Raw genomic sequence first — 13,791 nt, 5'->3', positions numbered from 1 at the left:
ACATGAGTGAGGCAAACGTGACTGAGAACAACGAGAACGCCAAGGAAAAGGGTGCCCGCAAGGTTCGCATCGGCTACGTGGTTTCCACGAAGATGCAAAAGACCATTGTGGTTGAGCTTGAAGACCGCAAGCAGCACCGCCTTTACGGCAAGACCATCCGCACCAACTCCAAGGTGAAGGCTCACGATGAAAACGAGATCGCCGGTGTTGGCGACCGCGTGCGCATCGAAGAGACTCGCCCGCTGAGCAAGGACAAGCACTTCCGCCTCGTCGAGATCGTCGAGAAGGCACGCTAGTCCAAACGCGGACAAACGCTTGAAGCACATCCCACCACGGGGTGTGCTTTTTGCATTTCTTAGCTTTTCGACGAGCCCATGCCTGGCCCAGCTCGATGTGAGCGTGCAGCCAGGGCGAGTCCCCTTCTCCACCGGAATGAAGGTGCGTCTCGGTCTTGCGATGGCCTTATTGACCGACCCTTCCTTGCTGCTACTCGACGAGCCACAAAATGGTCTGGATCCAGCAGGTATCAACCAGCTTCGGGCGCTGATTCAACACCTCACAAAAAAGCTAAGACGATTGTGATCTCTTCGCACCAACTCGGCGAAGTAGCTCGCATGGTCGATGACGTAGGAGTCCTCTCAAAGGGCAAAATGCAGTACCAAGGAACCATTGAAGGCTTAGCATCCGAGGAAGAAACACTCGAAGATGCATTCCTACGACTCACCTCGAGCGAAGGGGCACGATAATGCGCGCTCTAAGAATTGATTTATTGCGTTCGTGGCGAACCTTTTTGTTGGTGCTTCCGCTGGTGGTGGTGCTGTGCTTAGTGTTCGCAGGGATTTTGCGTGGTCTGGGAGCCGCTGAAGGAGGGCTGATCACGCTTCACTCTTATACGGTGGGTCTTCTCATACCTATTGCCGTGCTCACGAGTGTGTACTTTCCGGTGTGCTTCGCTGGGCGTAACTCGTCAAAGACCTTCCGCAATTCTCAGCCGTGGCATTGCTTGTTCTCCTCATACTGACATTGTCTGCCTTGGGGGTTGGCTCGAAGAAAGCTCAACGGCCGATTCGTCTTGGTTAAGCACGGATGACCACAGGTAGCAGGGCGAGATAACATCTGTCAGGCTCAACCTATGCGAGGCGCGGACTTGCTTTAGGTTGGGGGAACGTCGAAAAGCTTGAAAGATGGAGCAGCAGTGCTCGTTCCCAGGCCCGGCCAAAACGATCGGATACGATCGTGACATGGGACTTTTCGGGGCTTTTATCGCCGCAATCGCCTACGGCGCCGGCACCATCGCCCAAGCAATCGGTGTACAACGCGCAACGGCCACCACTGGCGGTTGGCTACGCAAAGCGCTGGCCGGCTGGGCGTTTGGCCTTGGCCTGGTGTTTGATGGCATAGGCTATATCGCCTCCTTTGCTGCATTGCGGGACCTGCCGCTCTTTCTCGTCGAATCCGCCACCGCGTCTTCGGTGGCAGTAACGGCACTGCTAGGCGTAGTGATCCTGAGGCAAAAGCTGCACCGCTTTGAAATAGCAGCGTTGCTGGCGGTGCTCGCCGGCCTGATCATGCTGTCTGTTTCGGCGGAACCAGGACCAGCACCTCATGTGCCTTCCTGGGTGGGATGGCTGCTACTCGGCGCCGCTTTGTTGTGTGGCGTATTCCTGGTCCTGAGCAAGGCTTCGCACGTCTACGCTGTGGTGTCAGGTTTGGGTTTCGCGGTGGTGGGCCTGGCCTCGCGGCTGCTTGAAATTCCTGTGCACCATGTCTTTCGCGTTATCGAGCAACCAATGGCCTGGGCTTTGATCCTTGGTGGGGTGATCGCCGTGGTGGCCTACGGCATGGCACTTGATCGAGGCAACGCTACTTCCGTGGCAGCCTTGAGCTTTGCTACAGAGACGATCGTTCCTTCGCTCATCGGCCTCACGTTATTGCACGATCACATCCGCAGTGGTTTTAGCCTGATTGCGGTGCTCGGCTTTGTAGCCACGCTCGCTGGTTGCCTGGCGCTCTCGTCTCGCGCCGAGGTGGAGATTCAAACTCCAGCCAACTAAATGCTGGCGCTTGAACAATTTCAGTTTTGACCAGGTATTTTGAGGCGGAAATTGCACCCGGCAATTTATGCTCGAAGGCGATTAACCACCGGATGCTGAATATGATGGCTGGGGCCTCAGGGGAGTCTTCTATGCCCCCTGAGCTGTATCCACGCCACCACTCATTTGCGCACCAACCCACCCAAGGGGCGTACTCGCTGCTCGCGGGCACGGCGTCGGTTGATGCTGCATTGCTGCTCCTGCATCCGACCGGCGTGCTTGGACTAGGCTTTGTTCTTATGAACGCCCTTCACGTCATCCTTAACATCATTTGGCTGCTCACCGCAGGTATCTGGCTGTGGCTTGCCTACATCATCGCTGGTGCCATCGCCTGCATTTTCATCATCACCATCCCCTTCGGTGTGGCCAGCTTCCGCATCGCCAATTACATCCTGTGGCCATTTGGCCGCGAGGTTGTTGATACCGGCAGGGGCGGTGGCATGTCGATGCTAGGCAACGTGATCTGGTTTGTAGTAGCAGGCCTATGGCTCGCCCTGGGGCATGTCGCCACTGCTATTGCGCAGGCACTCACCATTATTGGTCTGCCCTTGGCTTGGGCAAACCTCAAGCTCATTCCTGTGACCTGCTTCCCCTTTGGCAAGAAGATTGTGGATTCTTCCGATGCCAAGGCAAATATGATTCCGCTTGCTCGCCCTTAAGGCAGCAACGCAATCCGCGCACCACGTGCTGTGGTGCGCGTTTGTTTTTGGGTTAGTTGCCACGCCTTGTTTTGATAGCCAGGATGGCTGCGATGCCAAAGCCTGCAAAACCTGCCAGCCAAAGCGCGAGTGTGACCCACGATGCTTCCACGTTGACGGCGCTCAGGAGCGCAGCGCTACTGAACAAAGCGAGCGCGCAGATGATGGGGGTGAGTGGGGATCTCGATGCGTTGTTTGGTGATGTCATGGCATTGCCTCCCTTCCATCGCTTACACAATCGCTACGGGTGGTGTGCGCCTTTTCGCTTGGAAAGCATCGGGCGTTGCAATACCCGTAATGTGATGCGTGTAACTATCAGTGTATGTGGCGTGTTAAAAAAAACAAGGCTGCAGCAACTATCATCGCCAGCATTGACCAAGCATGCTCGCTGCTGGCCTGGCTGAATAAGTCAGCAGCTCAGAAGGCAAGAACGCAAGATTTCAAGGAGGCGCTAACGTGCTCGCTGCACTGCTCACCTGCGTTGCAATGCTCGCGATTGCCATCGTGGCTGATGCGCCTGGTTGGCTATATGTGCTCACCATAACCTGTGGCACATTCGGTATCGCCCCTTTCGTGGGCAACTCGCTTGTTCGTATCATCCCTGAGTCGTTTTGGCGGCGTCTGCGCCTTTCGCGGGATTCATCGCGCCGGCTGGGGGTGAAAATCTTTAACTCCACGCTCACGCGCATTGGGTGGAACAAGCTTGTGTTCGAGATGCGTGGCGATGATCCCTGGAATCCACGCCACATGCAGGCAGCCGCGGCAGGCCACGGTTGGGGCTTTCTTATTCACCTCGTCGCTAGTGTGTGGGCCTGTTGTGCCCAATCCTGCTTGGTGGCAGCCATCTTGGTGGTATTGGGCGTGCTCTTGCATCTTTATCCGGTGCTCTTACAAATCTATGTGCTTACCCAACTGCGCGAGCACAAGATTGGCAGGTAGCACAACACCCCAGCAGGCCTCGCAGCTGGGGTGTTATGTCAGGTAACGTAGCCTAGTTGCCTTCGCCGATCTTGCCCTTGGGGTTCCACACCACCGCTACACCTGGGCGTGGAGGGGTCTTGCCTCCATCTGGCCAGTGAGAGGCGGGGTTTTCCACGGTGGCCTCATCGGTTTCGCCGGGGTGCTGCACGTTGACCAGCACTCGGTCTTTGGTCACGATGGGCCCGCAGGTTTCTGCTCCTGTGGGCACGGTGAGGAAGCAACGGGTATTGCCGCGGTTTTCACCTTCGAGGCCGACGGCATAGAGGCCATCATTGGAGCCGAGTGCGTTGCCATCGGAGGAGATCCACAAGTTGCCGTGATCATCAAAAGCGAGGTTATCCGGGCAGGAGATCGGGGATACCTTGGATTTATCAAAGCCGCCGAAGTAGCTATAGGCAGCCTCGGGATCTCCGCAGACGAGCAAGATATTCCACTTGAACTTCTCGCCGGCGTGATCGTCGTCAAGCTCCATGACGAGGCCATTCTTGTTCTCGGTGATCGGCGCCCATTCTTTGGCGTCTTCTTTATTCTTCTTCGCGTCCTTGCCCGTGGCGCCGCGGTAAGAGTTGTTGGTCAGTGCAACGTACACCTTGCCGCTGTGCTTATTTGCCTCAAAGTCTTCTGGGCGGTCCATCTTGGTGGCCCCTGCCTCATCGGCTGCGAAGCGGGTGTACACGGCAACTTCTTCTGGGCTCATGCCATCGATATGGGATTTCGCCCCATCCTCATCCACCGTCAGCAGTGGTACCCAGGTGCCTTGGCCGTCGAAAAGCCCATCGCTGGGTAGCTCACCGGAGCCGTCGATTTCTTTTTCGGGGGAGTTGCCGTCCAGCTTGCCCACGTACAAGGTGCCGTAGTCGAGAATGCCCATGTTGTGGGCGGTATCGCCCTCTTTGATCTTGCGGGAAGAAACGAACTTATAGATGTATTCGAAGCGGGCGTCATCGCCGGTGTAGCACACGACGGTGCCATCGGAGGTGACATAAATATTGCCTGACTCGTGCTTGAAGCGGCCGGCGGAGGTGTGCTTGACGGGCACAGAGTTGGGATCAAGCGGATCGATTTCTACTAAGTAGCCAAAGCGGTTGATCTCATTGGGTTGCTTGGACAGGTCAAAGCGTTCATGCAGGCGTTCCCACTGGCGCAGCGTTGGGCCTTCCTCGGAGCCGAGGCGCTCACAGTACTTCTTGGCCTGCTCATCTTTGACGTCTTGGTAGTTGGCGAAGTAAGGCTCGAAGTTTTCCTCACCGGAAAGGTAGGTGCCCCAAGGAGTCATGCCGCCGGAGCAGTTAGCAATGGTGCCAAGCACCGTGGTGCCCTGGGGGTCATCTTTGGTTTTTACATACTCGGTGCCGGCGAGCACACCCTGGATCTTCATGGGGGTGGTGGCGGTAATGCGGCGATTTAAGGGGCCAAATTCACGCTTGAGCTCGCCTTTATCGCCAACCTTGGATACTTCGAGCACGCTTTGGCCGTGATTGGCCAGGCCGATATTGATTTGCTCATCGGTGGGATTTTCCACGTCGTAGCCAGGGAACATGTGCGGCTCGGTGGTGTATTCGTGGGAGCACACATACACCATGCGGTTGTCGTCGCTGGGGTGATCCATCAGCCCGGCGAAGTCATTATTAAAGCCGAATTGGCGCTCGGCATTGGCTGCGGTTTGGTTGTTGATGTCGAATTCCGGCACGCCCTCGAACATCGGATCACCCCAGGCGATCAGCACGTTCTTGTCGTAGCCTTCGGGTACAACAACCTCGTCTTTTTTATTGGGCTCAACCACGGGGAAGTTCATGCCCTGAGGCAATGCGATGTTCTTGGCCTCGCTGCTGGCTGCGGCTTGTGCGGTGCTGCTTGCCGCGCTGCTTCCTTCACTGCCGCAGGCTGCGAGTACCTGGGCGCCTGCGAGTGAGGCCACCGCCACGCCGGAGCCCTTGAGGATCCCGCGGCGGGAGACGATTGCGCCAAAGTACTGGTTATTCGATTGATTGGTGGGTTCGCCCAGGCAGGCGTTACCGCACTTATATTCGCAGGTTTTTGCCGATCGGCTCGATGCAAATGAGCTGAGTAGATTCAAGCCCTTGATCCCCATGCTGCTGTGCTCCTGAAGTGTTGTTGGATGTTGTCCGGCACTTCACGCTAGAAGCTTCAGGTGTCACCGCGATGTGGCAGAAGTAAATCAAGGGTAAACAATCAGCTTTTCGACGCCACCCTACTCACCACCGGCGAACATCACCGTATTATCTGGGCCAAACTCAATACCGGCTTTACGCAGATCGCTGGTTACAGCAACGATGGCCGCGTCGAGCGCTGCTACGGTATCCATCTGGCGTGAACCAGACCAGAAGCGGACCTCCATCGTGGCCATACCATCGGCTACCTGGCGCAACACAGCCACCGGTGCTGGGGATTCGAGGATGGCATCGACCTTTTCTAATGCCTTAACGGCTACTTCACGAGCCTTTTGGAAGTCCTCGGCATGGCGGATCTTGACGTCGAAATTGGTGCGCACCCATTCATGGCGCGTTTGCACCGTGACGATGGAGGTATGCAGCGTGCCATTGGGAATCAAGACCTGCCGGCCGGAGAAGGTGCGCACCGTGGTGGTGGATAGGTTGATATCGGTGATGGTGCCTGCAACATCACCAATTTGGATTTGGTCGCCCACCAGGGGAGTTTCTCGCATCAAAATGACCAGGCCTGCGAAGGTATTGCCAAGCACCGTTTGGAAGGCGATACCGGCTGCAATAGAGACAACGCCCAGCCCACCGATAAGGTTGACGGGCTTGACTGAAGGAAAGACGTAGGTAATCGCTGCCGCGACGGCCAGTGCAATCACCACCCACTGCGTAATCGAGGAAAACGCCCGGGCAGAGGCCTTGGTTCGGTGGGCAATCTTGAGCAGCGCCTGGTTCACAATCAGCTTGACTATCCAGGCGATCAGTGCGCCAACGGCAATAATGACTAAGCCAATGCCGAGATCGTGCCAAGTAAGCGATTGGACGGCCTGTTGTACCTGGTCGGCGGGATTATCAGCGGCGAGCGTAAAAGACATGAGAAAATTGTAATGTTTCAGCGCCTAAAACGCAGCACGCCCTACTCGCTGTGCTGTTGCCACCACTGCACCACGCTCATTGGCGGATGTCCGGTGAGCTTTTCCACGTGATTGGTTACCCCATCGAGCTCACCATTGGCAATGGCGGTGTAGGTGGAGATCCAGGCATCTACCTCCCATTCCGGGGCGTTATACGAAGCTCTGGATTCGCGGGCTTGCTCGAGTGTTTCGTTGATGTATCGCACCGGCGAGCCAAGGAAATGGCTGGCGATGGTGGCCACTTCTTCCATGCTGATGGCTGCAGGTCCGGTGAGTTGATAGGCCCGATCGCGGTGTTGTTCAGGCTGCGCTAATACCGCCGCGGCGCTGCGTGCTACATCTTCGCGGCTGACAAAGGCCGCCTTGCCATCGCCCGCCGGGCCACGGATGGCGCCATCAACAATGAATGCGGCTGTGGCCTCGGTATAGAAGTTGTCTTGGAGGAAGGTGTAGTGCAAACCGGAGCGTTTGATGTACTCCTCGGTGGCGTAGTGCAGCCGGGCATGTGCGAAGGTGGCATCGGGCGCGGCGCCATAAAAGGAGAGGTAGACAATGTGTTGCACGCCTGCCAGGCGTGCGGCGTCTACTGCGTGTTGGTGCAGTTCTAGGCGATCAGCGCGTTCTGTGGTGGAGACTAAAAAGACCACGTCTTGGCCTTGAAAGGCTGCCTGGAGCGTTTCGGGTTTTGCAAAATCCCCGTATATCCAGCCCGGTTCTTCTCGTGGGCTGCGCGATAGGCGGCTGATCTGAGCTTTGGGGGCAAGTTGGTTTAAGTTCGCTGCGGTGTGGCCGCCAATAAAACCGCTGGCGCCGGTGATTAGGATCTTCGTTGTCATGGCCGCGAGTGTACGTCGAAAAGCTTAAAGCGGCGCCGGGGTGAACTGGCCTGGGCGATGTGGGGAGCTTTGGAAAAGCTAAGGGTGCGTGCAGGGGAGGGGGTAGTGTGCAGCTTTTTGCCACCCCCGAATCGGTAGCTCGTGACCGTTTTGGTGATTTGGCAGCAATGAAAACGTTGGCGATGTGCCCAGCTTGGGCGGTATGTGGTCATTTTTCGCGGTGGAGCTGGGCTTCTTAGGTAACACTTAGATCATTGACTAATAGGTAAGGCTTACCTTAAATTGGCGCCAGCACAGCCGAGGCCGTGCGGCGCCTGGCCACCACCTCCAAGGGAGTTGGACGCCGAGGCGAGAGTGAAAACCCCCTGTTTCCTCCCTTAAGGAGCACCCCAGAACTATGAAGCGCTCAGCTCTACCCCGCCGCGCGGCGGTTGGAATGCTCGCAGCGACGATGGCGATCGCGCCATTTATGGTCGCAGTCCCTCAAGCCGGTGCCGATGAAACGCACCAATGCGCCCAAGTAAAGATCAAGCCCGGTCGCGGCGTCGGCGAGCTCACCATGGACACCTCCCGGAACTACGCACCAGGTGAGGTAGTCACAGTCAAAGGCTCCGGATTCGAGCAACGCCCCGCCGAGGGCGGCTCCATCGCCTTTAAGATCGACGATAATCAAAACCAATGGCCCGTCGACCAGCCCGATGCACGCTTTGACAAGCTCGACGCACCACACACCGATATCTCCATCCCCGCAGAATCCATGCTTTCTGCCGATGGAAGCTTCGAAGTACAGGTCAAGCTGCCCGAAAACCTCAAAGACGGCAAGCACGTCATCCGTGCCCTCACCGGCAATGACGGCGGCTCCTCCAACTCCGTGCCCGTGGTATTCACCGTAAACTCCGGTGCCAATGACGGCCACTGCGAAACCCTGGTTGAAGGCAACCAGGATCAAGCTGGCGAAGAAGCCCAAACTCCCGAAGGCGAAAGCCAAGACGGTGCCACCACCGAGACCCCAGCCGAGCCAGAGAAGCCGGCAGAGTCCGAAAAGCCTGCAGAGCCTGAACAGCCCAGCGAGACTGAAAAGCCCAGCGAGACTGAGAAGCCTGCAGAGTCTGAAGGTGCGCAGGACGGTTCCGAAGATCAAGCAAGCAGTAGCGATGCCTCGGCAAGCGCAAGCGATGCCCAAAACAATGATCGCGGCCAGACCGTCACCGTCAATGTCTCCCTCGAAGGATTCACCCCCGGTTCCACGGTTCGCGCAACCGTCAACGGCCAAGCAGTGCTGTGGGGAAGTGGCCGTAACGCAAGCGCAGATCCGATCACCATCGGTGAAGACGGCGCGCTCAACACCGCAGTGACCCTGCCCAAGGGCTCTGCTCCTGCCGGTGAAAACACCATCGTGTTCACCGCCAACGATGACAAGACCGCCGAAGCAAAGGTCACCACCAGCGCCGGCGTGCAGGCATCTTCTACCAGCGCTAACGCAGAAACCACCGTCACGGTGTACAACCTGCCTGATGGTGCCAAGGTCACCGCAGTAGGCGCTAAAGGCAAGAACTACTACACCGGCTCCGGCGTCAATGCCGACAACCACGTTGCCGTTGTAGAAGGCGTCAAGCTGCCCAAGGACGCACCAGTCGGTGCCGCACTGGAAGCAACCTTTAGCCACAATGGTGCAAACCACACCGTTGCAGGCCCGAAGATCACCGCCGATAACTCCCCGGTGGCAGCCGATAGCTACTCCAGCATCTCTACGCAGCTTCCTGCCGGCCTGTACCAAAGCGCTGCCAACACAGACACCAACGAGCTCTTTGTTACCCGCGCCGTAGGCCGCCCGCCAATCAAGGAATCCACCCTGTACAAGCTGGATGCCACCACCTTGGAGGCCAAGCAAGAGGCCAACGCATCCGCGATTGATCCCAACAACCCCGACGCAGGCGTGCACGCAGTGTACGGCGTTGGTCTGGATAACCAGCGTGGCCTGGTGTGGGCAACCAACACCCGTACCGGCTCCGTTGCCGTGTACAAGCAGTCTGACCTCTCCTTGGTCAAGCAATTCCCCGCTGGCATCGTCGATCACGCCCGCGACGTTGTAGTAGATGAGCAAACCGGCAAAGCCTACGTTTCCTCGCCCACCGGCAACGGCATCATCGCTGAAGTAAGCGCAGATGGCACCGTGCGCAACATCGAGCTCGGCGGCGATTTCGGCGGCACCATGTCGCTGGCCTTCGATCAGGCATCCCGCAGCCTGTTTACCGTATCGCTTTCCCAGCCCAAGGCAGCCAAGGTTGATGTGGCCTCCGGCGATGTCACCGTGATTGATCTGCCCGCCAACGACGTAGACCGTGGCTCAGGCGTGGCCTGGGATCCAAGCCGCGGCAACCTCTACGTAGCCTCGCAGGGTAGCTCCAATGTTGTGGTGTACAACCTCGAGCAGAAGAAGGTTGTGGCAGAAGTGCCCACCGGTGCTGGTGCCCTCAACGCTGCATACGATCCGGTACATGACCGCGTCTACGTGACCAACCGCGGTGGCGGCACCGTCACGGTCCTTGATGCCGAAGACTTCCAGATCGTGGCCAATCTGCCCGCTGGCGGCAACACCAACCACACCTCCCTTGGTGCCAATGGCGTGGTGTACACCGTGCAGAAGTCTTCTACCACCAATGACAAGGGCGAGCCCACCAACACCGTGTACCGCTTCGCGCTCAACGAGCCTGCCCCAGCGCAGCCCGGTGAGACGGACAAGCCCGGTGAGAGCGAGCAGCCTGGTGAATCGGACAAGCCCGGTGAAACGGACAAGCCCGGCGAGAGCGAGCAGCCTGGCCAGGGTGAAGATACCCAGACCCCAGGTGAAGGTGCTCAAGAGCCAGGTGATGGCGCTCAAGAGCCGGGTCAAGGCGAGGATGGCGAACCCTCTACTCCTCAGCCACCCGCGGAAGATGGCGTGTTCAAGCCTGGTCGTATCGTGTCCTTCCTGTTCTCCGCTGTGAGCTCCTTGTTCTCCATGAACTGGGTATTCCAGCTCACCGTCGCCTTCGGTGTGCCTTCCTGGATTAGCAAGTGGCTGCCGCGCTGGTAAGCACCACACCTTGTTGCCTTCTTGGCAACCCCGCCTCAGCATCACTTAAGCAATGCGTGGTGCTAAGGCACACCACCACCGCGGTGAGTGCCCAACGCAGCACGAGCCGTGGCTGGTGCACTCGATAACCGCGGGCGGCAACGCCCGCGGTTATACCCGCACTTACATCCCAATAACTTCGCGCAATTCTTGCGCAGCGATCGCTGAATATAACTTCACAGAATTAAAGGAACCCACCATGCTCACAATGCGCCGATCGGCTACCCATTGGCTCCTAGTATTGTTCGCACTGCTGATGGCACTGTTCCTCTTTGCCTGCAGCTCAGAGGATGCTTCTTCCCAGAACGCTGTTGGTGAAGGCAACACCCGTGTGGTCAAAGACAGTGACGGAGTAGAAGTCACTGTGCCTGAGCACCCCCAACGCGTGATTACCTTTTCTGAACCCACCTTGGACTCGGTGCTGGCCCTGGGTGTGAAACCGGCCGGCACCGTGGCTGGCCGTGGTTTGACCACCGTGCCTGCATATCTGCAGGAACGAGCTGGCGATACGCCTATCGTCGGCAGCGTTGGCCAACCCAATTTTGAGGCCATCGGCGCCTTGAATCCCGACATGATCTTGGTTGATGGCACCAGTTTGAATAACAACCCAGACGTGATGGCTGCGCTGGGAGAAATCGCCCCCACCGTCATGACGGGTTATGCAGGTGGCGACTGGCGCAAGAACTTCGCCATCGTGGCCGATGCGATGAACATGAATGAAGAAGGCAAGAAGGTGCTCGAAGAGCATGACCGCCAGGTTGCAGAAACCTCGGCCAAGCTCGAGCCTTTTAAAGATAAGACCTTCTCCATTGTGCGCTGGCAGGGCAATGGTGCCTCATTGATCCTCAAAGAGTTGCCCGCAGGACAGTCCCTGGAAGAACTCGGCCTGAAGCGCCCGGCTAATCAAGACAAGTTCGGTGGCGGACACTCTGAGCCTGTGTCGAATGAAAACCTTGGCGATATCGACGCCGATTACATCTTCTTTGGCACCCTCGGCGGCTCCTCGGTGGGCAACCCCAATGCCGGCGGCAATGCCGATACCGGCGCTGCCGATGCATCCCTGCAAGAAGCCCGCCAAGTACCCGGCTTTGACCAGCTCACCGCGGTGAAAGACAATCACGTGATCCCCGTTGAGGGCTCTGCTTGGACTTCCACCGGTGGCCCGCTGCTGGTGCAAAAGATCATCTCCGATGTGGATACCCTGCTCGTGCAAAATCCCGCGATGCAGCCCAAGGCCTAAAGGTTATTTGCCATGAACAAAGCTGTAGAACGCAAGCGGGCGGGAACCAGGCGCGCAGCGCGAATCACCGCCCTTGGAGCAAGCCTTGCCCTAGGTGCATCACTCCAGGCAGGCAACGTGGTGTCCTTTATCCCGGTGCAGCCTGCCCATGCCCAAGATGCCCAGTGCGCCTCCGGTGCTACACCAGAATTTGATGTTGCTGCCGAAGCCGATGCGCAGAATCAACTTCGCATCGTTGGTACCGGTTGGTGTAATTCCGAGGGGCTCGGTGGTGCAAAGATTGCCGTGAAATTGGATGAGGGCAATATCAATCACCTCGATACCTCGCTGCATGAAAACACCACCATTTGGTACATCATCGAAGCGCAAAGCGATGGCAGCTTCGATGTGAATATGCCCTTGCCGGATGGCACCAATAGTGGAAAGTTGGGCTCGAATCCCACCTTTGGCCCAGGTGAGCACTCGATTCGTCTATTGTCTGGTTCCTTACAAGACGGCGATGTGCGCGAAACACGCCCAACTCCTTCTGAGAAAAAGGAGGGCAAAGGCCGATTCCTGCTCGGCGAATATAAGCCCAATGGCCTGCCAGATACCGTCTTTCACTACGACAATGATTTAAGTAGTGACAAGAAAAACGGCGTGAAGGTCAGCACCAAGGGCGACAAGCTTCAGGTGCAGGTGCCTTCTGCCCAGCCTGGCACCTGGGTGTATCTCTCCGCCTATAACGAGTGCGGTCAAACCAATGATCCCTATGGTGAGCAGTGGTTCCAGCTCGCCGAGGGTTCTACCGTCACTGCGGCTCTTAAGCCTGTCGACGCCCTCCGTGGCAACGTGAAAGTTACCGTCCAAGACGGCAGCCGCGGGGCAGGGCAGAAGCTGATTGGTTGGGATTATCTCGATTCCTCCGGCAAGCGCCCCGGCTGTGCCGAGCCCGCCGAAAGCGACGAGGCCGAAGACAAAGACAGTCAAAGCAGCGATGCGCAGTCAGATAAGCAAGACGCAAGCAAACACGATGGCGACTCGGGTGCTGCAGATAAAGGCACGAACGATCGCAACGACGATGCTGATAGCAACACCTCGAGTTACTCCGGTGGCAGCACCAATCCCAGTAGCACCATCGCCCTAGGCGAAGATGCCGAGGCCGTATCGGGCGGTTTTTATGCCACCGATAATTCCTTCAGTGGCGGCGGCGGTGGCGATACCAGCGGTGGAGGTTTTTCAGATAGCGGCTTCGATGGTGGCGACGATAGCCAACCGCGCCCGGATCACGATCCGGAACCGCCGGTGAAAAAGGCCTCGGAGCTTAACGACGACAACGCCGGTGAGATCGACGCCAGCCTAGACGGCACCATCCTTTCGCTGCACGCAGAGCCGATGGGTGCTGGTGACTGGGTATTCCTGCACTCCTATAACCCCGACCCGAAGGCTTTGGGCTGGGTAGAAGCAGATGCCGACGGCAACGTCTACATCGACATCGCAGGGCTGAAGAAGGGCTCACCCAAGATCACCTTGACCAGCGCAGAAGATGAACTGCTGGGTTGGGTGCTGATCGATCTAGGTGATGAATCCAATGGCAACCGCCCGAGCGTTCGTACCGCTTCTTCTCAAGCACCACTCATGGATGGCCGCGACTGGGCCTTGATCATCGGCGCGCTGTTTGCCGTAGGTGTCGCCGCAGGTGGGTTGATGCTTGGACGCAGATCCCGAAGCTAGTGCCCAATGTTTTTTCAAAGC

The 13,791-nt window shown here is 57.6% G+C and carries 12 protein-coding genes; 9 read left to right on the top strand and 3 right to left on the bottom strand.

All coding sequences use genetic code 11. From position 1 onward, the window contains the following. Window positions 1-2 precede the first annotated feature (2 nt). From rpsQ to CPPEL_RS09500, 6 genes are all read left to right on the top strand, one after another. Window positions 3-296, top strand: a complete 294-nt coding sequence (gene rpsQ / locus CPPEL_RS09520) for a 30S ribosomal protein S17 (protein WP_123935276.1) — start codon at window positions 3-5, stop codon at window positions 294-296. 43 nt (window positions 297-339) lie between these two features. Further along, window positions 340-582, top strand: a complete 243-nt coding sequence (locus CPPEL_RS11430) for an AAA family ATPase (RefSeq protein ID WP_425453825.1) — start codon at window positions 340-342, stop codon at window positions 580-582. Beyond that, window positions 579-746, top strand: a complete 168-nt coding sequence (locus CPPEL_RS11225) for a hypothetical protein (RefSeq protein ID WP_206608926.1) — start codon at window positions 579-581, stop codon at window positions 744-746. Before CPPEL_RS11430 ends, CPPEL_RS11225 begins: the two co-directional genes overlap by 4 nt. Window positions 747-1,241: 495 nt before the next feature. Next, window positions 1,242-2,054, top strand: coding sequence for a hypothetical protein (locus CPPEL_RS09510; RefSeq protein WP_123960913.1), 813 nt, complete (start codon window positions 1,242-1,244; stop codon window positions 2,052-2,054). Between the two features lie 278 nt (window positions 2,055-2,332). Then, window positions 2,333-2,752 carry a YccF domain-containing protein gene (locus tag CPPEL_RS09505; RefSeq protein ID WP_123961303.1) on the top strand — a complete coding sequence of 140 codons (420 nt, stop codon included), beginning with the start codon at window positions 2,333-2,335 and terminating at the stop codon, window positions 2,750-2,752. Between the two features lie 495 nt (window positions 2,753-3,247). Then, window positions 3,248-3,730, top strand: coding sequence for a hypothetical protein (locus CPPEL_RS09500; RefSeq protein ID WP_123960912.1), 483 nt, complete (start codon window positions 3,248-3,250; stop codon window positions 3,728-3,730). A gap of 52 nt (window positions 3,731-3,782) precedes the next feature. Here the strand turns inward: CPPEL_RS09500 and CPPEL_RS09495 are convergent, their stop codons facing one another. The 3 genes from CPPEL_RS09495 to CPPEL_RS09485 form a co-directional block, all read right to left on the bottom strand. Next, window positions 3,783-5,864, bottom strand: a complete 2,082-nt coding sequence (locus CPPEL_RS09495; RefSeq protein ID WP_123960911.1) for a PhoX family protein — start codon at window positions 5,862-5,864, stop codon at window positions 3,783-3,785. A 120-nt stretch (window positions 5,865-5,984) separates the two neighbouring features. Next, window positions 5,985-6,827: a mechanosensitive ion channel family protein gene (locus CPPEL_RS09490; RefSeq protein WP_123960910.1), complete on the bottom strand. Its 843-nt coding sequence runs from the start codon at window positions 6,825-6,827 to the stop codon at window positions 5,985-5,987. A 41-nt stretch (window positions 6,828-6,868) separates the two neighbouring features. Further along, on the bottom strand, window positions 6,869-7,702 hold the full coding sequence (locus CPPEL_RS09485) for an SDR family oxidoreductase (protein ID WP_123960909.1): 834 nt from the start codon (window positions 7,700-7,702) through the stop codon (window positions 6,869-6,871). 397 nt (window positions 7,703-8,099) lie between these two features. Between CPPEL_RS09485 and CPPEL_RS11350 the strand changes: the two genes are divergently transcribed. From CPPEL_RS11350 to CPPEL_RS09470, 3 genes are all read left to right on the top strand, one after another. Further along, window positions 8,100-10,778 carry a YncE family protein gene (locus CPPEL_RS11350; protein ID WP_123960908.1) on the top strand — a complete coding sequence of 893 codons (2,679 nt, stop codon included), beginning with the start codon at window positions 8,100-8,102 and terminating at the stop codon, window positions 10,776-10,778. 238 nt (window positions 10,779-11,016) lie between these two features. Continuing rightward, complete coding sequence (locus CPPEL_RS09475) at window positions 11,017-12,057, top strand: ABC transporter substrate-binding protein (RefSeq protein WP_206608925.1); 1,041 nt, start codon at window positions 11,017-11,019, stop codon at window positions 12,055-12,057. Between the two features lie 12 nt (window positions 12,058-12,069). Beyond that, a complete protein-coding gene (locus CPPEL_RS09470) occupies window positions 12,070-13,770 on the top strand; it encodes a hypothetical protein (RefSeq protein WP_123960907.1) in 1,701 nt (566 codons plus the stop codon). The last annotated feature ends 21 nt before the right edge of the window (window positions 13,771-13,791 follow it).

It is taken from the genome of Corynebacterium pseudopelargi (assembly GCF_003814005.1).
Classification (GTDB): domain Bacteria; phylum Actinomycetota; class Actinomycetes; order Mycobacteriales; family Mycobacteriaceae; genus Corynebacterium; species Corynebacterium pseudopelargi.
The sequence above is the reverse complement of the archived record's forward strand: the minus strand, read 5'-3'. Positions and strand labels throughout refer to the sequence as shown.

Excerpts from the sequence above, each read along its gene's own strand:
- rpsQ (WP_123935276.1), top strand. The coding sequence starts at position 3 with ATGAGTGAGGCAAACGTGACTGAGAACAACGAGAACGCCAAGGAAAAG.
- CPPEL_RS09510 (WP_123960913.1), top strand. The coding sequence starts at position 1,242 with ATGGGACTTTTCGGGGCTTTTATCGCCGCAATCGCCTACGGCGCCGGC.
- CPPEL_RS09505 (WP_123961303.1), top strand. The coding sequence starts at position 2,333 with ATGAACGCCCTTCACGTCATCCTTAACATCATTTGGCTGCTCACCGCA.
- CPPEL_RS09495 (WP_123960911.1), bottom strand. The coding sequence starts at position 5,864 with ATGGGGATCAAGGGCTTGAATCTACTCAGCTCATTTGCATCGAGCCGA.
- CPPEL_RS09490 (WP_123960910.1), bottom strand. The coding sequence starts at position 6,827 with ATGTCTTTTACGCTCGCCGCTGATAATCCCGCCGACCAGGTACAACAG.
- CPPEL_RS09485 (WP_123960909.1), bottom strand. The coding sequence starts at position 7,702 with ATGACAACGAAGATCCTAATCACCGGCGCCAGCGGTTTTATTGGCGGC.
- CPPEL_RS11350 (WP_123960908.1), top strand. The coding sequence starts at position 8,100 with ATGAAGCGCTCAGCTCTACCCCGCCGCGCGGCGGTTGGAATGCTCGCA.
- CPPEL_RS09475 (WP_206608925.1), top strand. The coding sequence starts at position 11,017 with ATGCTCACAATGCGCCGATCGGCTACCCATTGGCTCCTAGTATTGTTC.
- CPPEL_RS09470 (WP_123960907.1), top strand. The coding sequence starts at position 12,070 with ATGAACAAAGCTGTAGAACGCAAGCGGGCGGGAACCAGGCGCGCAGCG.